This window comes from Rhodoferax sp. (assembly GCF_044236835.1).
Classification (GTDB): Bacteria; Pseudomonadota; Gammaproteobacteria; order Burkholderiales; family Burkholderiaceae_C; genus Allorhodoferax.
This window is the reverse complement of record NZ_JBIIGC010000021.1, coordinates 31,416-53,598: the sequence shown is the minus strand read 5'-3', so window position 1 is coordinate 53,598 and position 22,183 is coordinate 31,416. Positions and strand designations below refer to the sequence as shown.

Sequence of the window (22,183 nt, the reverse complement as noted above, 5' to 3'; positions counted from 1 at the left end):
CTTGTGCCACCTCAGAGCGCGGGGTGATCATTTCGGCAGCGCCATCCTCACCGATCTGCACCATCCCTAAGCTGCCCGGCGCAAAGAAGCCTTGCACCACTACCCGGTCGGGCGGCAAGCCGTCGCCGTTGTCAATCAGCACCACCAAGTCGTTGCCCTGTCGCAGGGTTTGTACGTTGTTGCCTTGGGGGAGTTTGAGCAGGTCGCCTACGCCCAAGGTGATGCGGGTTTGGGCATCGACCACCACCGAGGTGGCTTTGGTGGCACTGGCTTTGAGGATTTCGGCGATCAAGCTCATAGCGATCTTTCTGACAGTAATTTATTTAGTTGGTTGGCTTGACGAGTGCAGTCGTCTCACCATCTGCGACAAGGCGGCCCTGCTCCAGCACTATGACGCGTTGCGTCAAGGCTAGCATACGGGAGCTGTGGGTGACAAGCAATAAAGTCACACCCGTTAGCTCTGCCAAACGGGCCACCAGAAGGCGTTCGGACTCGGGGTCCAGGCCATTGGTGGGCTCATCGAGCAACACCACGCGAGCGTTCTGGGCCAGAGCCCGGGCCAAGGCCACTTTTTGGCGCTGGCCACCCGACAGGTTGGAGCCGTACTCTTCCACCGGCTGGCTTAAAGACAGGGTGGCGCGTTGCAAATCCTGGTCCAGCCCGGAGAAGTACACGCCGCGCTTCAAGGCAGCCATGCGCTCGGACTGGCCCAGCCACTCCGGCAGGCCCAGAAGGATGTTGTCTTCCACAGTGCCAGCCACCAGCGTGGGTTCTTGGGGCTTGAACGCCAGCCACTGGGCGCGGTCGGCAGCGTCGTAGTCCAGCAAGGCCATGTCATCGACCCGCACCTCGCCCCCGCTGGGCATCATGGCGCCAGCCAACACCCGGGACAGCGTGGATTTGCCCGAACCCGGACGGCCCAGCAAGCCCACCCGCTCTCCAGGCGCAATGGCGAGGTTGATTTCACGCAGCACCGCTGCGCCGTCGCCGTAACGGTGGGCCACTTGCACCAAAGCCACACGGCCCTGCACCTCGGCGGGTGCGCGGCGGGTGGCACTGGTGCTGGCATCGGCCTGTTCTTTCAGGTAAGGCGTCAGGGCGGTGAGGGCTTGCTGCAACTCGTTCCAGCGGCCCATGGTCTGCAGGGCCAGACTGACGGAGCTCAGGGTGCGGCCCGACAGCATGGACACCGCCACCAGTGCGCCGGTGGTGATGGTCTGGTCGAACACCAGGTAGGCGCCCACCACAATCAGGCTAACGAAATTGCCGGTATAGACCACCTGGGTGAGGTAGGCCTGGCGCAAACCTTCGTTGCGCAGGCTCGCGTTTTGCAAGGCCTGCGCGCTGGCCAGCCGCATGAAGCGCTGGAATAACTTGCCGCCAGCGTGGCTGGTGCGCAGCACATCGAGCGAAGACATGGCGTCGGTCAACACCGCCTGCTTGGCCATCTGGGTGCGGGTTGCCACCTGTGAGAGCTCCAAGGTGCGCTGCTTGATGCGCCCGCCCAGCCACACGTAAATGACCGTCCAGACCACGCCCACCAGCAGCAGCGGCCAGGCGATGACGCCGATGACCACCCAAATCAGCACCACAAACGGCAGGTCGGCCAGCGCCATCAGGTAGTTGGCCGAGAAAAAGTCGCGTGCACCCGACAGGTCGCGGTACAGGCTCAGAAAGCGTGCGGCCATGCCCGGTTGGGAGCCACCACGCCCGGTGGGCTGCAGCAAGCGAGAAAACAGTTGCCGGTCCACCCGTTCGTCAAGCACCAGGGCGAGCCGCTCCACTTGGCGCGCCCGCAACTGGCGCACTAACAACTCCATGGCCACAAAGGCCAAAACGCCTATGGCCAGTGCCCACAGGGTTTCGAACACACCGTTGTAGACCACCTTGTCGTACACCAGCATGGCAAACAAGGGCAGCACGATCAGACCCATGTTGACCAACATGCTGGCCACCAAGATGCCACCCAGACGACCCCGCAGCAGCGCAACCACCCAAGTCCAGTAGGTGGAGGTCTGGCCACTGCCATCGGGCAAGGCCTCAGGTGTTAGCAGCCAGCCACGCGCGCCAGGGCCGGGGGCGGCTTCCATGACCAGCGCGGTGGCGTCCTTCGGCCCCACTGGCAAGGGCAGCGCCTGCCAGCCCTCCTGCGCGCTGCGCTGCCACAGTTGCCAGGGCGCGCCAAGGCCCACGGGCTGGCCTAGCCAAAGACTGCCCCAAGGTGTATCGGCGTCCTCTTGGTCGGCCGCAATGTCCCAGCGCGGCACCCCAGCACGCAGCAACCAACCGGCCTCGGCCAACAGCACCCGCAGCTCGGCCTCGGCCACGTCGGCCTGTGGATCGTCTGTTGCGATGGCACAGCGCGCCCGCAGCGCATCCAAGAGGCGCGGGGGCACCAAGCTGCCCTGGTCACGCAGGGTCTGCAGGAGCTTCTGTAAAGTTGCCTCCAAGCTAGCAGTGTTGGCTGCCTCCGCCGTCATCTAGGCCTTGCTCGCTGGGCACTACACATAGTCAACGACCAAGCTGGCAATCTTGTTACCACCGGGTGTGTCGTAGTATTCGTAGTTGTTGTCGCCGGTCTGGACGGTAACGCCTACAGGCAACGTGATCGAGTCGCCGGTCGAAAGACGCACGGTGAGGGCAGAGCTGTTACCCGCATCCACCATGTTCTGAATGTCCGTGATGCTCAGCACCAAATTGGTGTTGAAGGCGTCTTTGCTGAGGTCAAGCACGTTGATGCTGGTGAAGTCGCCCGCAAAGTCGCCGCTGACGTAGGTGTTCCAGGTAATCACGCCATTGCCGGTGGCATAAAACTCCAACGTGTCGCTTTCGGTACCACCATCGGCGGTAAAGGTATTGCCACTGGTTGCCAATTGGGATTGGTTGACCCGGATGATGTCAGCGCCTTGCCCGCCGATTGCGGAGTCGCCATTGAGGTTGGCGTCGACATTGAGAGCGCGGAAGTCCAGGGTATCGTTGCCATCACCGCCGTTGAGCGTGTCCACCCCAATGCCCGAGGTCAGCGTGTCGTTGTCTTTGCCACCCAGCAAGCTGTCGTTGCCAGCGCCGCCGCTCAAGGTGTCGTTGCCATCGCTGCCGGTGAGGGTGTCGTTGCCGTCGTCGCCCAGCAAGGTGTCGGCCAAGTTGCCGCCGGTCAGGGTGTCATCGCCACCTTTGCCATCGAGGGTGGTGCCCACGGTCAAGTTGCCAGTGAAGGTGTCCTTGCCGGTGCTGCCGATGACGTTTTCGATGGCAAACAGTTTGTCCCCTTGTGCAAAGCCGCCGGTGTTGACATTGGTTTGCAGATTGACGGTGTGGTCCGCGCCGGTGTCTGCAAAGTAGTTGACCGTGTCCGTGCCGGTGCGGCCATCGTAGATATCGTTGCCATTGCTGGTCATGAAGGTGTCTGCGCCGGTGTTACCAATGAAGATTTCACCGCTGCTTCGGCCCCAGAACGTGGTGTCACCGGCAAAGCCAATGGCTCCATTGATGCTGTCGTCGTAGACGTCGCCGACAGCTTGCCCCGTGGCCTTGCCGGTTGCCGAAAAGTCCACCGTGCCCGAGCCGCTTTGGTCTTCGTACCGAACGAAGTTGCCCACAAAAGTAGCCAGGTTGGTCACCGTTGCCGCGATGCTGGCCACTGGGTCGTAGCTGTTGTAGGCAGATACATAAAAGGCGCTCACATCGGCAGGCTGCGCGGTGAATATGTCCGCACCCGCACCACCGTAAAAATGGTTGTTGCCTAAGCCGCCATTGAGCTCGTCGTCACCGTCGCCAGCTTCCGAAGCGTTGGTGTTGGTAGTTCGGTAGGCCGCATCTCCCCAGCCGTACAAAATGTCGTTGCCGTCGCCGCCAAACAGCTTGTCCTTGCCCGACCCTCCAATCAAGGTGTCGTTGCTGGTGGTCACCGTGACGATGTCTTTGGCGCTGCCCACATCGCCGTAAATCTGGTCGTCGCCCGACCCGCCAGTGAGCCGGTCGTTGCCGTCCCCCCCAAACAGCTCGTCGTCACCACCCAAGCCGCGTATGGTGTCTGCGCCACCTTTGCCGTACGCCGTGTCCTTCCCGTCGGAGCCAGTCATCGAATTGGCATTGACGTTTCCCTGCAAATCACTGCCGATGCTGGTGAGGTCGATGGTAGCCTCGTCTTTCACCACACCCCCGCCACCACCACCACCACCACCACCACCACCACTGGCCACGACGTCTTCCACCCCAGTAAAGGTGTCGGTTTGTATCAGATCAATGCCATTGAGTATTTCAGCAGTTCCGCTGCCATCGTCGTTGAATGTCACCTTCACTTTGTAGCTGCTGCCAATCTTGGCGTAGGACAAAACGTCTGTGTTGAGGCCGCCGATATACAGGTCGCCTTGGCTTGGTGAGCTCGGGGTGTTGATCATTCCGTAGAACAGATCGTCGCCGGCGCCGCCGTCAATGGTGTTTCTGTTGGTATCACCCGACAGCACGTCAGCGAAGTTGGTGCCAGTCAGGTTCCTGATGTTCACGAAGGTGTCGTCCTGGGCCCAACCGGCCGAATCGGTCGTTCCTGACAGGGAGGCCACCACGCCCTGACCGCCGGTAACCAACTGGTAGCTCACGGTGTTGGTGCCGGTGCCACCGCGGAACTCCATCACCGAATTGTTGGCCAGGAAGCGGTCATCGCCATTGGAGCCAATCACGACTTCGATGCTGTCAAAAGTATCTCCGGCCGCGATGCCATCTCCAGTGCTGCCATTGAAGGTGTCGATGACGAGGGTGCCAGCACCGCTGGCGGCGTAGGTGACGGTGTCGATTCCGTCGCCACCAAAGTAGCTGTCCACACCACCCGTGCCGGTGAAGGTGTCTGCGCCTTCGTTGCCGTTGAGGGTATTTGAACCTATGCCACCGTTGAGGGTGTCATTGCCCTGGCCACCATTGAGGGTGTCGTTGTCGGCGTCGCCAAACAAGAAGTCGTTACCGTCGTCACCATTCAAGGTGTCCACGCCATCGCCACCATTGAGGGTGTCACCGCCTGCCCCACCGTTGAGGGTGTCTGCGCCTCCCTCGCCATTCAAGGTATCGGCTCCGTCATCCGCCGCATTGAGGGGGTTGCCACCGTAGCCATTGAGCGTGTCGGCGCCGTCACCACCCCACAAGGTGTCGGTGCCCATGAGTCCGTTAAGGACGTTGGCACCCGCATTGCCGCGCAAGGTATCGTTGAAGTCCGATCCGCTCAGGTTCTGGATGTTGATGTAGGTGTCGCCGATGGCATCACCCAGTACGCCAACTTTTGAGCCGTCAAGCCGGGCCGACACGAATGCGGTGGCGTCTTCGTAGCTGGCGGTGTTGGTGCCGGCGTCTGCGGAGTCGGTACCGTCCACTTTGTCGCCACCCACCAAGGTGTCACCTCCCGCACCGCCTACCAGCACATCATTACCTTTGCCGCCAAGCAGCGTGTCGCCATCGCCGCGGCCAAAAAGTGTGTCGTTGCCATCCCCGCCAGTGAGAATATTGACAGTAAAGTTGCCACTGAGCGTGTCGTTGTTGACAGACCCAATCAAGTGTTCGATGCCGCTGATGATGTCCCGGTCGCCCACTGCCATGGTGGTTTGCGCGGTTGTGATGGCCAAGTCGATGTTGACGTTACCTGTGACGTAGCTGTAGTCGGCGGTGTCGCTGTTGCCAATGTCGCCAATGAAGGTGTCATTGCCCAATCCGCCGACAAACACGTTGGTACCTTTGCCTGCTTTGAGCGTGTCGTCGCCCCCACCACCATACAGCTCATTGTCACCTTCGCCACCATCTAGGGTGTCGTTGCCGTCGGCTAGACCGTCGCCGCCGTAGAGCTTGTCGTTTTTCGCGCCGCCGGTGAGCACGTTGTTGGCTGAACTACCGCGAATGGTGTTGGCCTGATTTGCGGCGCCCACAATGTTTTCGATGCCGTTGAAGGTATCGCCCCGTATCAGCGAGTTCAACTGATCGACCGTCCAGATGATGGTGCCCGTTCCCAGATCCAGATTGATGCCGTTGGGGTCCTTGCTGTAATTCACCGTGTCTGACACGCCTGCGATGGTGTCGCCACCATCGAACCGGATGGCATCCAACGAGGCGTAAAAGGTGTCGGACGCACGCGTGCCCACCACCGTTTCAATGCCGGTAAACCCGTCACCGGCCGCGTCGCCCGTACCGAGGCCGTTACCCTCTCCCGCCGTCGAGACCGACACGTCAATCGTCAGCCCCGTGGTGGTCACGTTCGAGTTGGCATAGCTGGCCACGTCGCGGTTGCCCACGCCGGTGTCGGCGCCGCCATTGAGCGTGTCGGCACCTGCACCACCTTCCAAGACATCGTTACCGTTACCACCTTGCAGGTTGTCGTCTCCCCCAGCACCGCTGAGCGTGTCGTTACCATTGTTGCCGACCAGCAGATTGGACGAACCGTTGCCGGTGAGGTCATCGGCTTGATTGCCGCCAATCAGGTTTTCAATGCCGATGAACACCTGCTCTGCCAGCTTGGTGGTGTTGTCGTTTTCGAAGACGAAGCCTCCGGACTGCAGGCTGACCTTGACAAACTTTTCGCTGCCGTCATAGGTGACGGTGTCGTTACCGATGTCGGTCAAACCATCGCCACCGTAGAAGGTCTGCACCGCTCCCTTGGTTGCCACGTTGCTGAAGGTGTCGTCGCCATTGCCGCCGTACAACACATCCGATGCACCACCGCCTTTGATGTCATCGTCACCATCGAGCGCGCGGATCACGTTGTCGCCGCTGTCACCTTCAATCGAGTCTCTGAAATTGGATCCCACGACGTTTTCGATCGACTGGTAGGTATCGCCCTGGGCATCACCAATACTGCCACCAGCCACCAAGCTGAGCGTCACACCGAGCAATGCATTGGCGTAGGTTGCTGTGTCTTCGCCATTGCCGCCGTTGAGGGTGTCGGTCACCGAAGCGCCCACACCACCATCGATCGTGTCATCGCCATCGCCACCGAGCAGCACATTGCCCTGGCTATCACCGGTAATGAAGTCGTCCAGATTGCTTCCGGTGATGTTTTCCACGCCGGTGTAGGTGTCGCCCACCGCTGCGCCTGCATTGAGCGTCTGCTGTCCGGCAGCCATGTAGACCGTAACGCCGGACCCCGCACTGGCATAGCTGACCGTGTCGGAGTTCTCACCACCAATGAAGCTGTCGCCACCACCCATGCCAAACAGAATGTCATTGCCGGCACCACCATTGATGGTGTTGGACAAGGCATTGCCGTAAATGAAGTCAGAGAAATTGGAGCCGGTCAGGTTTTCGATGCCGCTGAAGCTGTCGTTCTGCGCATCGCCCGTGTTATCGCCCGGCCGTATGAGGCTCACCGTCAGGCCTGAACCCGAGGTTTCGTAGGAGGCAGTGTCAAACCCCTCACCACCCAACAAGCCATCGCCGCCACCCCCGCCGATCAGTATGTCGTTGCCGACACCGCCATCCAGGATGTTGGCTACGCCATCACCGCCCAAGGTGTCGTTGAACGAACTGCCGGTGAGGTTTTCGATTTGGCTGAAGGTGTCGCCATCGGCCTCGCCAGCAGCACTCCCAGCCTGGGTGGCAGCCACCAGGTACGCGCGCACAAAAGAGGTGGCATTTTGGTAGCTTGCGGTGTCGGATTCGCCGCCACCATCCAGCGTATCTTTGCCCAGACCGCCAACCAGCAGGTCGTCACCGTCATCACCAACCAAGGTGTCGTCGCCACCCAGACCATAGAGCTTGTCGTTAGCCAAACCACCCTTAAGCCGGTTGACTTGCCCGTCACCGGTCAATTCGTCGTTACCGCTACTGCCGGTCAGGTTTTGGATGTTGATGTAAATGTCACCCGCCGCGTCCCCGGTGTTGAGGTTGGGGTTGAGCAGTGAAACAACCAGGCTGCCCGTTGTATCGCTGGCGTAGCTGGCGGTGTTGACACCGTCGCCGCCGTCCAGGGTGTCGCCGAGTTCGCGGCCTTCGAGCACGTCGTTGCCACCGCCACCTTCGAGCTTATTGACTTCGGAATGACCCACCAGGGTGTCATCGAACTTGGAACCGATCAGATTTTCGATCTCGTACAACTTATCTTCTTGGGCGTGGCCGCCAGAGTTGGCGCCTTGGTCCTTAAACACCAAGCGCACGGTGACACCGTCATCGGACCCACGGTAGCTCGCGGTGTCGTTCCCGCCGTTACCCACCAGTGTGTCTTTGCCAGCACCACCGACCAGCAGGTCGTCGCCATCGCCGCCATACAACTCATCCGCACCGTCTTGCCCGTACAACTTGTCGGCCCCTGTACCGCCCGTCAGAATGTCGTCGCCCGTACCGGTGATGGTGTCTGCAGCCTCGTCGTACTGCAGAAGGCCCGCGCCGCCGTAGTTGCCGCCAAACAAAAGGTCGTTGCCGGCGCCGCCATCGATGGTGTCGTTGCCGCTCAGGCCGCTGACGACGTCGCTACCAAACTGGGCGTTGATGGTGTCGTTCACCGCTTCGCGCCCGGTGATGTCGTAGCTCAGGCCGCGCGCCAGCAGCTTGACGATGGGGTTGGCATTGCCGTCAAGGGAGTAGTAATCAATCGAGTTGGCTTCGCCGAAGGAGAACTTGGTGGCCAGAGGATTGGCAGAAATCAGCACGCCGTTGGCGTCCAGGTATTCGATCTTGAGGGTGAATGACTTCGGCACCACCTGTACACCGTCTGCGGTCAGCGTCCACTCCATCGGCACCAGGACGTTGTTGACATCGTTGGCAGTGATGAGGATGGTTTCGGTAAACGGATTCTTGCCGTTGAGCAAGAAACCGTCAGGCAAGACATCGCCTGTCAGGTTGCTGTCGTGGGTGATGCGGATGGTGGCTAGCTTGGCCTGCCCAGTGAAAAACAGGTTGGTGTAGGCCTTGCTCGGGTCGTTGGCCGCCGGTGTGGTGACCTCTCCCGCAGAGTCTTCCACCCGCACCTTGAGCCGGTTGTCACCCAGCATGAAGCGCACATCGGTGTCCTTGAAGGTGGCCCCCGTGGGATTGACACCATCCCAGATTTGGACGCCGGCGACCTTGGCCTCTAGCCCGCCTTTTTGCCCGGGCGGGGTGATGTTGGGGAACACCAGATCGGTGGGGCTGTCGTCCTTCTTGTCAGAGGTCTTGTCTTCGTCTTTGGTCTTGGAGCTGCTGGAGCTGGAGCTGGCGGAATCGGTGCTGGTGGCATTGGCCACCGCATTGCTCTTGAGCTGGGGCACTGGCTCCGCCTCAGATTTGGCAGCTTCTGCCGCCGCCTGGGCCTGGGACACTTTGTCTTGCAAATCGGCGATCTGGTCCCGCAGCACCTGCGCCAGCGTCTCTTCGGCCGCGCCCAAGCCAACGGCCTGGCCGTTCAGCGGATCGGGCGGCGTGGGCTTGATTTCGGTGGCCTGCAAACGGAAGCTACCACCCACGACCGGCTTGAACTGGCCAACGAGCTTGAACAAGTTGGCGGCATCGCTCGGGTCACCCGAGGAGAACACAATCTTTGGATTGGTCGCGGTGGCTGCGTTCAGGGCCGCCTCGGTCAACAGGTAGCGCTCGCCCTTGCTGGTGACAACGATCAAGTCCACGTCCACCGCTTCCACCGAAGCAATGTCCTTGGGATCGATGGGCAATTCAAACCGCTGCTTGCCATCGGCATCCGTCTTGGGTGCCACCGCTGTGACTGCCGCCTGTTGCTGTGGCGCCTGGGCCGCCGCGGGCGGGGCGGCCTGGTCGGTCACAGGAGCGGTATTTGCAGCTGGCGCAACAGATGGGGATGCGGTGGTGGCCATGGAATGTCCTCAGAAAAAGGTGTCTGACATTGTTTGCAGATGGTTTAAGCCTGCGGATTCTCTTTGATTGCCATGGTATTGGCAGTGATGGCCGATTGGGCCACGATATTCGTGAAGTTTTCCAGACGCGAGGCGTAATCTTGCAACTGGAGCTCCATGCGATTGACCACCAAGGCGCGCGCCTCGGCATCGGTACGGAAGGAGCGGGCAATGTCGGCCAGGGTGTCGTCCACGCCGCGCATGACGGTGGTTTGGCCGCTGAGGCTGGACTGCATCCCATTGACCAGTTCTTGCAAAGCATCCGACTGCTCGCGCGCGGTCTTCTCGAAGTTGCGCTGTTGCAGATCGATCAGCTTCTGCACGTTGTTTTGGCTGGTCACCGTCATGTTGGTCAGCGCATCGGTAATGCGGGCCACTTGCTTGGTCAGCGCGATTTGCTCGGTCTGGCCGGCGGCAATGGATTGCGTCATGTCCTCCAGTTTTTCCGCCAAAAGCTTGTTGGTTTCGTCGGCCGCGCGGCGTTGTGCGCCTGCCAAATCGGAGAAGCCGGTTTGGGTCGACTCGTTCAGCGCATCGGAACCACGGCGCTGCACGCCCGCCAGGTCTGAGAAGCCCTTTTGCATGATTTCCGTCATCTGGTCGCTGCTGCGGCGCTGCACCCCGGCGATGTCGCCCAGTTTGGTCACCGTGTCTTCGGCGAGTTCGGCCATGGTCTTGTTGAGCTGCGTGACGTTTTGCACCGACTGGGCTTGGGTGGTTTGGCCATCCACCAATGCGGTGACCAGGCGCTCGGAAAGCGTCTGGTGCTGCTCGTTGGCCTGCTCCAACTGGGTCATAAAGCGCTCGGTCTGGTAGGTTTGCTGCTGCACCAGCTCGGCGATCTGGGTTTCCACCTGGGTGGCATTGCTCCAGCGGGTGGCAACCAGTGCCATCGATTCTTGCGTGGCTTGCAAGCTGCGCAAGGCAGCGTCTTCGGTCTCGAGCCGGGATTGCAGGGCCTTGACGAGTGCCGAGTTGCTGGCCTGGTTGAGTTCGAGGTGCGAAGAAATCTGCACCATGGCACCGATCAGGTTGCGCACCCGCGTCTCCGACTGTGCCAATGCACCCGCCAGGTTGGCCAAGATGGGCGACTGCTCGGCCAAGCTGGTCACCGCGTCACTCAGTCCCTTGACATCAGCGCCTTCGTCGTCTGCATTGGAGAAGTCGGTCAGGTAGGTGACGCGGCTGTCGATCAGGGAGTTCATCTCACCGGTACAGTTGCGCACGAAGACGAGCAACACGCCCATGATCAAAGAGCCCAACACACCGAACAGCGACGCACTGAACGCCACGCCCATGGCCTGCATAGGCGAGGTCAAACGCTCCACCAGCATGCGAATCGCTTCGGAGGGGTCACCACTGTTGGTCACTGAGAAGGCGCCAATCAGCTTACTGATTTCAGACAAGGCACCAAGCAAACCAATAAAGGTACCCAGCAAGCCCATACCCACCATCATGCCGGACATGTAGTTGGGCATGATGAGGTAGCGGCTCTGCACCGCGTGGTAGCGCTCCAGCTCGGACTCCAGGGCCGAGTGCTGGACGGAGGACACCTGCTTACCCAACAGATCAGCCATGATCTCCAAAACGCCATCGGTGTCGCGGCGCTTGCCCGCAAGCTGGGCACGCATCGCCTCCACGCTGGGCTTGGTGAGCGCCACTTCGTAGAAGGCTTCCACGCGCTTGGCGTCAGCGTTCATGCGCCGCACCTGGTAGAGCATCATGGCGCAGCCCACTACCATCAACACAAAGATGATGTAGTTGATCTCGGGGTGTGGGTTGCCCCGGATCGTCGACGCGATCAGGTCAAAAAATACCACCGATCCTAGTGCTACCAATGCTATTGGGATACCCACCCACCAGTAGTAACTTTTGATTTTGTTCATGGCGTTCTCGCGTAAAAGGAAACAGAAAAACAACTAGCAAAAAAAGGAGCGGTGCAGCCGGTCATTTGGCCTCCCGCAGGGCTTGGGAAGAAAACTTCAATAAGGGCGACAGCAAATAGCTCAGCACACTGCGTTGGCCCACCACCACATCGGCCCGGGCGGTCATGCCCGGAAGGATGACTTCATTGGCAAGCCGACCATGGGCATCGGCCTGGCTGGTCTCGATCACCACACGGTAGTAGCGCACACCCTTCTCGTCTTGCAAGGTGTCGGCACTGACCTCGGTGAGCTTGCCCACCAGCGCACCGTAGACCGAGTAGTCGTAGGCGCCAATCATGATGCGGGTGGGCAGGCCCGCACGCAAGGAGGCGCGGTCGTCCGGACGCACCCGGGCTTCGACCGCAAGCGGCCCTTCGCTGGGCGTGATCTCCAGCAGGGTCTCACCAGGCTTGGCGACCCCGCCGATGGTGTTGAACTGCATGCGGTTGATAAAACCGCTGACCGGCGCGCGCACATCGGTGCGGGCGAGGCGGTCGGTGTCGCCGCTGACATTGAGCGAGATACGCTGTACTTCGGCATTGACCTGGTTGAGTTCAACGCGGGCGTCCGCGCGGAACTTGGCGCTGGACTCGGCCATGCGCGAGGCGGTTTCGCTCACCGCAGCGCGCAGCCGCGGGATGGAAGCCACCACATCGTTGTAGGTGCTCTCCAGCCGCAAGGTGCGCGACTGCGCCTCCAGCAATTCGAGCTGGGAGGCGGCGCCGCGGCGCTGCAGGTTCTCCAAAAGCGTGGCTTGCTTGCGGGTGGCTTCGAGCTCACCCGCGTAATTTCGAGCGCGGCTTTGGGCTTCCACCAACTCCTCCTGGCGCTGCACGATTTGCTGGCGCAAGACCGCTTGCTCGGAACGAATGCGCTCGGAACGCTCGCGGAAGGCAGCACGCTCGGTGTTCTGAATTTCGAGCTCAACACCCGGGGGGAAGCTGATGTTGGCGCGCCCCTCGGCCTCGGCCTCCAGCCGTGCCTGCTGTGCCTGCAGTGCCTGCAGACGCGACTGGCCTTGCTGCACACTGGTGTTGGCTTGCACGTCCGACAGCTTCATCAGCACCTGACCCTCTTGCACGCTTTGGCCCTCGCGCACCAAGATCTCCGAGACGATGCCGCCCTCCAAGTGCTGCACGATTTGGGCCCGGCCCGCCGCAATGATGCGGCCCTCGGCGCGCACGATGCGGTCCACCGGCGCCCAGACCGCCCACAACACCAGTCCCAAGGCCAGCAGCGCCAGCGCCCACAGCAAACGCCGGTCGTGGCGCTCGGCCAAGCTGAATCCCGCACCCGCAGGCGCGCTGGCATCTTGCGAACGCCAGGCACGCCACATCCCCCGCCAACCGGCGGGTGGAGTCTTGGGGGTGGACTCAGCGATGGGGGTCATGATGCAAGACGGATGACGACGAAGGTGCGATCGGCAATCTGTTGGGAACTTTCTGGCGTCTCCAGATCGATGTTGCCGCTGGGCACGCCATTCTTGAGCAGTAGATTTCGAACCAAGTTGGCGCGCTCGCTGCCCAGGCGCAGCGCTTCCGAAGAGCCCTTGGGCACCATCACGGTGATCCGCCACTTGCTGTTGGCCACGGACCCGTAGGTCGCGATTCTTTCCATCACACTGCGGCTCTCCGCTTCGCTGAGCTCAAGAACTTCGGGACGGAAACTGACAATCACAGCGCTGTGCACCACCCTCACCGATGCATCACCGGTGGGTGCAGATTTTTGCTGGGTCGCGGTGACCGTCTCGAGTCGACCGAGTTCGGTCGCAGCACCCTCTGCGCCGCCTTGAACCACCAAGTTCGATGCGCCAGCAGCCGCGGCGGGCGCCAGACGAACAAGGACGCGGGTGTTGTTGGCGGTCTGCGGGGCGCTTTGCTGGGTCTGCAAATCAATACTGGCAGGGCGCACGCCGTTTTTAAGCAAGGCATTTCGCACCGCGTTGACACGGTAGTAGCCTAGGCGCATCCCTTCGGAAAAGCCCTTGGGCACCTCTACGCTGATCCGCCACTGGCTGGTAGCCACAGGCCCGAAGGTGGCCATTTTTTCGGCCAAGTCGCGGCTCTCGGCGTCGCTGAGTTCGAGAACATCAGGGCTGAAGTTCACCACCACGCCTTCGACCTGCCTGGACGTGTCGAGCGAAACGGATTGGGCATGGCCCATGGCGTGCAGCCCCAGCAGCGCCAGCGCCCACAGCAAACGCCGGTCGTGGCGCTCGGCCAAGCGCAATCCCGCACCCGCAGGCGCGCTGGCATCTTGCGAACGCCAGGCACGCCACACCCCCCGCCAACCGGCGGGTGGAGTCTTGGGGGTGGACACAAGGCGGGAGGTCACGGTGCTTTGCGGATGATCACGCGGGAGTTGTCTGCGCTACCCTCGGTGCTTTCTTGCGTCCGAAGATCAATGCTGCCAGGCGGCACGCCATTCTTGAGCAACAGGTTTCGAACCGCGTTGGCTCGGTAGTAGCCCAAGCGCAGCGCTTCGGAGAAGCCCTTGGGCACCACCACCGTGATCCGCCACTTGCTGGTGGCCACGGGCCCGAAGGTCGCCATTTTCTCGATCGTATTGCGGCCCTCGGCGTCGCTCAATTCGAGGACATCGGGGTTGAATTTCACAATCACGGCGTTTTGCACCGCTTGAATGGAATTGCTGCCAGTCGGTGCCGGGGTGGTCTGGGTGGCGGTGACAACCTCGACCCGGCCTGTCTCGTCTTCGGTACCTACCACGCCATCCACCTTCTTGGGCGAGCTGCCCGAGGCGGACTGGGCCTTGCCAGCAGATTGCTTGGCTTCATTGAGCTGTGCCTGGGTGCTGCGCAGCTGCTGCTGCGCCTCTTGCAACTGGCTCTTGAGTTCCATGATCTCGCTCTCTTGCTGCGACTGCGACTGCGCTTGGGCCTGTGCTTGCGCTTGGGCCTGTGCTTGGGCCTGTGCAGCGGCAATCGCCCTGGCCAGAGCCTGTGCCTGCGCCAATGATTGCGCCAAGGACTGGGTCAGCGCCTGCGACTGGGCTTGCGCTTGTTGCGCTTGTTGCGCCTGCGCCTGTGCGGTGGCCTGCGACTGTGCGCTGGAGGTCGACTGCGACGCGGCCTGCGCGCTGGACTGGGCCTGCGCCTGGGTCAGCTTGGCCAACGCCTGCGCTTGCGCCAAAGCCTCAGCCAATGCCTTGGCCAACTGCTGAGATTGCGCCTGGGACTGTGCGGATGACTGCGACTGGGCTTGCGCGAGTGACTTGGCAATCGACTCGGCCTGGGCCAGCGACTGCGCCAGAGTCTGCGCCTGTTTGGCTTGCGCCTGCGCTTGGGCCTGGGCCTGTGACGGTGATTGGGACTGCGATTGCGACTGGGTTTGCGCCTGGCGCGCCAGGCTCTGCGCCTGCGACAGGGCCTGGCTTAACTTTTGCGCCAATTGCTCAGTGCGCTGCTCGCTTTCGCCAGCGGACGACTTGCGTTCACCCACGCCGGCATTGGGCGATTCGGTTTGCTTGTCGGTGGTGCCGGTGGAGAAGGCATTTTGTTGCTGGCTTTCGGCGCTGGTGGCGGACTTCGGCGTCGCTTTGCCAGAGCCCTTCAAAGTCTGGTCGGTCTCCAACACGGAGAACGACACGTCGTCTGCGAGGGCGCGGTCCTTGCGCTTGAGCAGCTCTTGGATCTGCAAAGTCGCACCGATCACCACGATCGCCATCACCGCGATCACGAACAAAAGGTTGATCGCCAGATTCGAAATGGCGTCGACGTAACCCGGCCAAAAGATGTCGGATGCGTCGTCGGAATTGCTGCTTGCTGCCATGGTCAGGCCCTGGTGAAGGAATAAATGAAGTCGTTAAACAAGGGGCTTACGGTTGGGCTCACAGCTTGGCTTGCTGGGCGGGCTTGGCCGGGGCCAGTGCCAAGCCCGACAACAAGCCGATCTGACCCAGCAAGCGAGACTGCGCGGTGTACTGCTCTTTGAGGGCCTGGATCTGGCGGTTGCGTGCGCCAAACAAGCGGTCCGTAGCATCCAGCGCCTCGAGCAAGTTGCCCATGCGGCCAGACTTGAGTTGAAGTTGCACCGATTCAGCTACGTTGAACGCTTCTCTCTGCTCGCCTTCGGCAGTGGTGATGCGCAAGGTGGCCGATTGCAAAGCGGCAAAGTCGGACTCGACTGCCTGCTCAATCTTGCGGGACTCTTCTTCCAGCTTGGACTGACGCTTGCGCAGTTCGGCTTGGGCCTCGTCAATTTCATACAACTCCCTGCCACCCAGGGAAACACGCCATTCGCCCACGCCCACGAAGCGGGTGAACACATTCACCGGGGTTTCAAACGTGCTGGTGTTCTTCTGGATGTCGCGCTCGGCACTGAGGCTAAAGGTGGGCAGCAGCTTGGCCCGGGTTGCGGCCACCACTGCCACCTGGGCTTGCACATCCTTCTCCAGCGCCTTGATGGTGGCGCTGTTTTTGCGCACCAGCTCCGCGATCTCGTTGCGGGTTGCGGGCAGCGCGGGCAACTGGTTGAGGTAGGGCAGACGCAAGGACATCGGCTTTTGCTCAATCAGGCGATCCAGCTCGGCCAGGCTGGTCTTGTAGGTGGCTTGCTGGTCGATGCGGGTCTGCTTGGCCGCGAGCACCCGGGTGCGGGCGCGCTCCAAGTCAACTTGGCTGGTGGCGCCGGCTTGGGCACGGGTCTCCAAGTAGCGCAACACACTGATGAGCTGGGTTTCCTGCTCGTCTGCAAAGTCAATGGTGAGGCGAGCCGCCGCCAGATTGACGGTGGCCACCGTCAAGGACAGCGCGACCTGCTCCAGGCTGCCGCTCTGGCGCAAAAGTGCGGCCTGCTGAGCGCTGTCAGCCGACTTGACGTCGTTGGTCAGCCCCGGGTTGTAGACCGGCTGGGTCAGGCGAATGGAATGGTCGCGGTAGTCCCGATCCATCGATCTGTCGACTCCGGGCGTGTTCTTGCTCAGGCCCGCGCGGGCGCGTAGCGACAGCGTGGGGAACAAGGCTGCAACCGCCTGGCTTCTCTGGGCCTGTGCTACATCCAAATTGGCAACCACCTGCGCTTGGACCGGACTGATCAACAGGCCTTCGGTCACGATGTCAGCCAGCCCCCAGGTGGTCTCGTCCTTGGGCGCGAGGGGCTGGTAGGCAGCACCGTCGGCCGCGTCGTAACGCGGCAGGTCAACTACCTCTTTGCCGGCCAATTGCGCAAAGCTGAGTAACTGGCGCGAGAAATCAGGGGTGTACACCAAGGGCGCCTTGGCGGGATCCACCGCGGGTGCCTCGCGGCGCTCGGTGCGCTTGGGAGGCGGCGCTGCCACGACAGGCCCATCCGCCAGCACCAGGCTGCCCTCGCGTGGACCGGGCTTGAAGGGCGCCTTGCCGCGGGTTGCCGCTTCGTCGAGTCGGGCCAGCGACTGCTGCAAGCCCGGACTGAGGCTGCGCCCCAGGGTCAGGCTGGTATCGGACTCGCGCACCACATCGGCGGTGACTTCGGCGATGCGGGCGCGGGTGCGCTCGCGCTCCGCATTGAGCGCAGCCGCCGAAGTTTGCGCCACGGCGGATGCAACCATGGTCAGGGAGAAGGCACCGACACCGGTGAGGGCGGCAAGCTTGTGGAGCGTTTTCATTGTGGCTTTCATGGCTGACTCGCTTTAGCGTTCTCGCAATGCCTCGCGGGCACGCAATATGGGCTTGAACAGGTACGACAGTACCGATTTTTGGCCGGTTTTGATGTCGACCTGGGCCAACATACCGGGAATGATCGGCAGGGGTTTCCCAGCCGGTGTCATCAGTTCCGAGCGCTCGGTTCGCACCAGCACACGGTAGTAGGTTTCATCGCGCCGTACCTCGTCACGCAAGGTGTCGGCACTGATCTGAATCAGGGTTCCAGTCAGCCAGCCGTAGATGCCGGAGTCGTAGGCGGTGATCTTGACCACCGCTGGCAATCCGGGGCGCAAGAAGGCAATGTCGGAGGGACGGATGCGGGTTTCGACCAACAGGGCTTCGTCCAGCGGCACGATTTCCAACAGGTCTTGGCCCACTTGCACTACGCCGCCGATGGTGTTGGCCTTGACGTTTTTCACAATGCCCCGCTTGGGCGCGCGCAGCACGGTGCGCTTGAAGGAATCTTCGCGCCCTAGCAATGCGGCCGACTGGCTGCCCAGCTCGGCCTCGACCCGCGCCAACTCGGCCGCTGCATCCGCCCGGTAGCGGCTGCGGGCTTCGTCGATGCGACCGCGCGATTCGGCAATCGCCCGGCGAATGCGCAAGACGTCGAGGTCGGACACCAGCCCCTTGGCGGCCATGGGCTCGGTGATCTGCATTTCTTCTTGCGCCAGACGCAGCGCCTGCTCTTGGGAACGCACCAGGCTGTCCAGCGCCTGGCGCCTGGCTTGGTAGGTTTGCATTTCATTGCGTACCAAAACCGGCGCCCGTTCGGTCAAATCGGCAGGGAAGTTCAGCATGGTGCCCTGGGATTCGGCGCGCAGCCGGATGCCTGAGGCCACCAACGAGTCCACCCGGGACTGGGTCTCTTTCATGTTGGCACCCAGGCGCACGTCGTCGATGCGCAGCAGGGGCTGCCCTGCGTCTACCGTGTCTCCCTCGGCGACCATCATTTCGGCCAACACACCGGCTTCGCTGCTTTGCACCACCTGCTCGCGCCCGGTCGGCACCACCCGGCCGGCGCCGCTGGTGACCTCTTCCACATTGGACAAGGCAGCCCACGTCACGAAGCTGGCAATAACGACCAACACCAAATACACCGCCCAACGGGTCCAGCCGCTGATGGGCTCCAGGCGCGACTGGTAAACGTCAGTCATGACGTCGGCTTCAGCAACCTTGGCATTGGCCAAGCGGAACTGCCTGATCTGCTCCGCTTTGGCGGGGTCCATGGCGTCACTGGGCACCGGTGAGCTGGATTTTTTGTTGAACCAAGCCATCACGCCACCGCCTCTGCTGCGCCCGATGCAGCCACTGCGGGCACACCCGAGTCCACCCGCGGTGTGGCCGCTGCGCGCGCGCGCGCTGCATGGCGATCACGCACCGCCTGCAGCACCGCATCGCGCGGACCATCGGCCACCACCTGACCATCTTCAAGAATAACGATGCGCCGCACGATGGCCAGCGGAGCGGCCCGGTGGGTCACCAAAATCACGGTGCGTCCGGCCAGCTCGTCGGCCAAAGCACGCAAAAGCTGTTGTTCACTTTGCTCGTCGAATGCGCTGGTGGGCTCGTCAAGCAGGACAATTTGCGCCTGCGACAACAGGGCTCGCGCCAAGGCCACCATTTGGCGTTGGCCGCCAGACAGGGCTTGGCCACCCTCGCCGACTTGCATGTCCAAGCCGTGCGGATGCTGGTTAGCAAGGTGCTGCACACCTGTGATGCGCAAGACCCGCAGCAGGCTTTCTTCGTTGATTTGTGGCGCTGCAATCAGCAGGTTTTCGCGAAGGCTGCCGCGAAACATCACCGCATCCTGACCGACCCAAGCAACATGCGACCGGAAGTCGGCCGGGGAAATTTGCGTGACATCCACCCCATCGAGCATCAGCTGTCCGGTGCTGGGGGCATGCAAGGCTGCCAGCACCTTCAGCAAGGTCGACTTGCCCGAGCCGACCGGCCCCATGATGGCCACCGCTTCGCCAGGCCGAAACGCCAAGCCATTGATTTGCAGGGTTCTCTGGTCGCTGCGCGGGTACGAAAAGGTCGCATCCGTCAGCTCCAGCAAGCCCTTGGGCTTTTTGATCTGGACATAGGTGCGCTTCTCGTCGTAGCGGCCTGTCAAATGCATGATCCGGTCCACCGCCCTGTAGGCCACCTTGGTCTGCTGCCACCGAGTCATGATGGATGCCACCTGCGCCAACGGCCCGAGCGCGCGGCCCGCCAAAATACTGCATCCAATCAGCCCGCCGGTGGTGAGCTTGCCGTCCAGAATCAGGTAGACGCCCCACAAAATCAGTGCGGTTGACGCAGCCTGCTGCACGTACTGCGTGATGTTGATGGCCACCGATGCTGCCATCTTGCTGCTGTTGCCACTGCGCGCGGTGACGGCGCAAATGCGCTCCCAGCGCGACCGCACCTGGGACTGGGCGCCAATCGCTTGGATGGTCTCGGCACGCTCGATGGCTTCGACCATGAACGCCAGCTTCTGCGAGTTTTCGTACTGGTAACGCTCCACCGATTTGCGAATCGGCCACTGCGAAATCAGGCCCACCATCAACAGCACCATACCGGCCACGATGGGCACCCACACCAGGGACCCCGCCAGAAAACCGATGGCCACGAAGAACACCATCGCAAACGGCAGATCGGTCAAACCCACCAACGTGGTGGAGCTGACAAACTCGCGCACGGAGTCGAACTCACGCACTTGGCCAGCGTATTGCCCGCTGGACTGGGGGCGATCCTTGGGCTGCAAATCGAGGCTTTTGCGGAAAATCGCCGCGGACAACAACAAATCAGCCCGCTTGCCCGCCTCGTCCACCACATAAGCGCGCAGCGTGCGCAGGCCCAACTCCAGCAAACCCGCCACCAGCACGCCAATGGCCAGTACCCACAGCGTCGGCATGGCGCCGTTGGGGATGACGCGGTCGTACACGTTCATGGCAAACATGGAGCCCGCCAGCGCCAGCAGGTTGATCAGCACGGCGGCTACCACGCAGTCGCCGTAATAGCGGCGCAGCATGCCGAACACGCCCCAGAACCAGTGGGCCTTGCGGTGGGCGGTGTCCCCGGCGACCTCGTGCCCATGCATTTCGTCGAGCTCGACCAGCACCGCGGTACCGGCGTAGCGTTCGGTCAGCTCCGCCCAGGACCAGACCTCCTGCACCACCTGTTCGCCCTCCTGCGCATCACTGCGATAACGCCGCATGTGCAGGGCTTCACCACGCAAACCGAACCAGGTCACAACCTCTGCGCCCTTGAGCACCAAGAGCATCGGCAGACTGGCCGTGGGCAGCTCGTGCGCCGGGAGGTTGGAAATCTTTACTTCGAACCCGTGGGCCTGCAAGGTGCAAGCCGCCACCGCAATGGCAGCTTCGGACTGCACTTGGGATGCATGCGAGCGCAAATCGCGCGCCGACACGCGCTTACCGTAATGGAGCGCAATGTCGGAGAGTGCGGCCCAGACACTATGCATGCTGGTCAGAGACCGAGCTCCGCCTGGATGCGGCCTTGGAGGCCATACAGACGCCAGGAAGCGATCTTGACGTCTTGCAGCGTGGACTCCACATTCGAGCGCGCAGTGAACAGCTCGCTCTCGGCATTGAGCACCTCGAGCAAGGAGCGGCGGCCGATCTTGAATTGGTTGCGGGTCGACTCGACCATCAGCGCAGCATTGCGCGCGTACTCTTCAAACGAGCGCAGAGAAGCATCCCCCGCCTGCAGCTCGAACCAGGCCTGCTCAGCGCGGCTGCGCAACTCTTCGCGCACCCGGTCCACTCCGGACTGGGCCGCGTACACGCCCTCCATAGCCGCCTGAGTCGCATAGCGCTCCGTCTTGCCCGCAAACATCGTCCACTCCAGCGACACACCGGCGTAGTGGTTGGTTTGGTTGCCCGTCACGCCACCCCAGTTGTCACCGGTTTTGGTGGACGCCTCGGCGTTGAGCTTGGGACTGAAAGGCGCCTTGGCTACGTCGACCGCTTTGCGCGCAGTCTGCAGCTCGGCTTGGGCGAGTTGCAACACCGGATTGAACTCCAGTGCCTGCTCCACGACCGCATCCACCGTGTCAGGCAGCTTGACCTGGGGCAGAGGTACCAAATTTGCATCGGCGGCCATCCCGGTGAGTTGGCGCCAAGTGATGCGCACCGCTTCTAGCTTGCTCAGACGGCTGGTGAGCACCGACTCCGCCAGAGAAACACGGCCGATGGCTGCAGGCAGGTCAGCGGCACGCCCCAGGTCGGACTGCGCGATGTCCTTGATCTGGGCAACATACTGGCGGTGGATTCTCAGGTTCTCTTGTGCCAGCCTGACCAAGTTGGTGCTGCGCACCAGTTCGCCGTAGGTCTCGATGGTCCGCAGCATCAGTTGCTCGCGCACATCGGTCAGTCGCCAATCGGCGCCCAACACACTGGATTTGCGCTGCTCTATCTGGGCAGTGAGGGACTGGTCAATCAAGGGCAAGGTCACGCGCGCTTGGGCCACTGATTGGTTGAACTTGTTAACCGTGGACGTGGCCACGATTTTTTGGCGCTCGCGGGCCATGCTGGCGGCAACCGTGATGCGCGGCATGAAGCCTTCTTGCGCCTCGCCCACCCGGCTCTCCGAAGCTCGGCTTTCCGCCTCAAGCTGGGACACTTGGGGATTGGTACGCAAAGTGCGCCGAACATGCTGAGCGAGAACCAGCAGGGGCGTGTTGTCTCCCTGCGCCGCTGCCGCGCTCGCAGCAACCTCGACTGCCTTTCGCACATCTGGCGGACGCACCGAGGGCGCGCTGGCAGGTACAGGAGCAGGAGCGGGAGCTGCAACGA

General features: G+C 61.9%; 11 protein-coding genes. All 11 read right to left on the bottom strand.

Going from position 1 to position 22,183, the window contains the following annotated elements; translation table 11 throughout:
• The coding region (locus ACILRC_RS13300; RefSeq protein WP_395669855.1) for a hypothetical protein at positions 1-298 on the bottom strand (298 nt) is incomplete at its 3' end.
• Between the two features lie 25 nt (positions 299-323).
• Entirely contained in the window at positions 324-2,480 is a 2,157-nt protein-coding gene (locus ACILRC_RS13295; RefSeq protein WP_395669854.1) for an ATP-binding cassette domain-containing protein, read from the bottom strand.
• Between the two features lie 21 nt (positions 2,481-2,501).
• Positions 2,502-9,773 (bottom strand): hypothetical protein, encoded by a 7,272-nt coding sequence (locus ACILRC_RS13290; RefSeq protein WP_395669853.1) that lies wholly within the window; start codon positions 9,771-9,773, stop codon positions 2,502-2,504.
• A gap of 44 nt (positions 9,774-9,817) precedes the next feature.
• Positions 9,818-11,698 carry a hypothetical protein gene (locus tag ACILRC_RS13285; RefSeq protein ID WP_395669852.1) on the bottom strand — a complete coding sequence of 627 codons (1,881 nt, stop codon included), beginning with the start codon at positions 11,696-11,698 and terminating at the stop codon, positions 9,818-9,820.
• Between the two features lie 61 nt (positions 11,699-11,759).
• Entirely contained in the window at positions 11,760-13,127 is a 1,368-nt protein-coding gene (locus tag ACILRC_RS13280; RefSeq protein WP_395669851.1) for an HlyD family type I secretion periplasmic adaptor subunit, read from the bottom strand.
• Positions 13,124-14,071 (bottom strand): hypothetical protein, encoded by a 948-nt coding sequence (locus tag ACILRC_RS13275; protein ID WP_395669850.1) that lies wholly within the window; start codon positions 14,069-14,071, stop codon positions 13,124-13,126. The genes ACILRC_RS13280 and ACILRC_RS13275 overlap by 4 nt, the downstream gene beginning before the upstream one ends.
• Positions 14,068-15,525, bottom strand: a complete 1,458-nt coding sequence (locus ACILRC_RS13270) for a hypothetical protein (RefSeq protein WP_395669849.1) — start codon at positions 15,523-15,525, stop codon at positions 14,068-14,070. The genes ACILRC_RS13275 and ACILRC_RS13270 overlap by 4 nt, the downstream gene beginning before the upstream one ends.
• Before the next feature lie 58 nt (positions 15,526-15,583).
• Complete coding sequence (locus ACILRC_RS13265) at positions 15,584-17,341, bottom strand: TolC family protein (protein ID WP_395669848.1); 1,758 nt, start codon at positions 17,339-17,341, stop codon at positions 15,584-15,586.
• A 24-nt stretch (positions 17,342-17,365) separates the two neighbouring features.
• Positions 17,366-18,655 (bottom strand): HlyD family efflux transporter periplasmic adaptor subunit, encoded by a 1,290-nt coding sequence (locus ACILRC_RS13260; RefSeq protein WP_395669847.1) that lies wholly within the window; start codon positions 18,653-18,655, stop codon positions 17,366-17,368.
• Positions 18,655-20,850 carry a type I secretion system permease/ATPase gene (locus ACILRC_RS13255; RefSeq protein WP_395669846.1) on the bottom strand — a complete coding sequence of 732 codons (2,196 nt, stop codon included), beginning with the start codon at positions 20,848-20,850 and terminating at the stop codon, positions 18,655-18,657. The genes ACILRC_RS13260 and ACILRC_RS13255 overlap by 1 nt, the downstream gene beginning before the upstream one ends.
• Positions 20,851-20,855: 5 nt before the next feature.
• Complete coding sequence (locus tag ACILRC_RS13250; protein ID WP_395669845.1) at positions 20,856-22,121, bottom strand: TolC family protein; 1,266 nt, start codon at positions 22,119-22,121, stop codon at positions 20,856-20,858.
• Positions 22,122-22,183 lie beyond the last annotated feature (62 nt).

What these genes read in the sequence shown, in the direction of transcription:
- ACILRC_RS13255 (WP_395669846.1), bottom strand. Translation starts at nt 20,850, where the DNA reads ATGCATAGTGTCTGGGCCGCACTCTCCGACATTGCGCTCCATTACGGT.
- ACILRC_RS13265 (WP_395669848.1), bottom strand. Translation starts at nt 17,341, where the DNA reads ATGAAAACGCTCCACAAGCTTGCCGCCCTCACCGGTGTCGGTGCCTTC.
- ACILRC_RS13260 (WP_395669847.1), bottom strand. Translation starts at nt 18,655, where the DNA reads ATGGCTTGGTTCAACAAAAAATCCAGCTCACCGGTGCCCAGTGACGCC.
- ACILRC_RS13270 (WP_395669849.1), bottom strand. Translation starts at nt 15,525, where the DNA reads ATGGCAGCAAGCAGCAATTCCGACGACGCATCCGACATCTTTTGGCCG.
- ACILRC_RS13285 (WP_395669852.1), bottom strand. Translation starts at nt 11,698, where the DNA reads ATGAACAAAATCAAAAGTTACTACTGGTGGGTGGGTATCCCAATAGCA.
- ACILRC_RS13290 (WP_395669853.1), bottom strand. Translation starts at nt 9,773, where the DNA reads ATGGCCACCACCGCATCCCCATCTGTTGCGCCAGCTGCAAATACCGCT.
- ACILRC_RS13295 (WP_395669854.1), bottom strand. Translation starts at nt 2,480, where the DNA reads ATGACGGCGGAGGCAGCCAACACTGCTAGCTTGGAGGCAACTTTACAG.
- ACILRC_RS13280 (WP_395669851.1), bottom strand. Translation starts at nt 13,127, where the DNA reads ATGACCCCCATCGCTGAGTCCACCCCCAAGACTCCACCCGCCGGTTGG.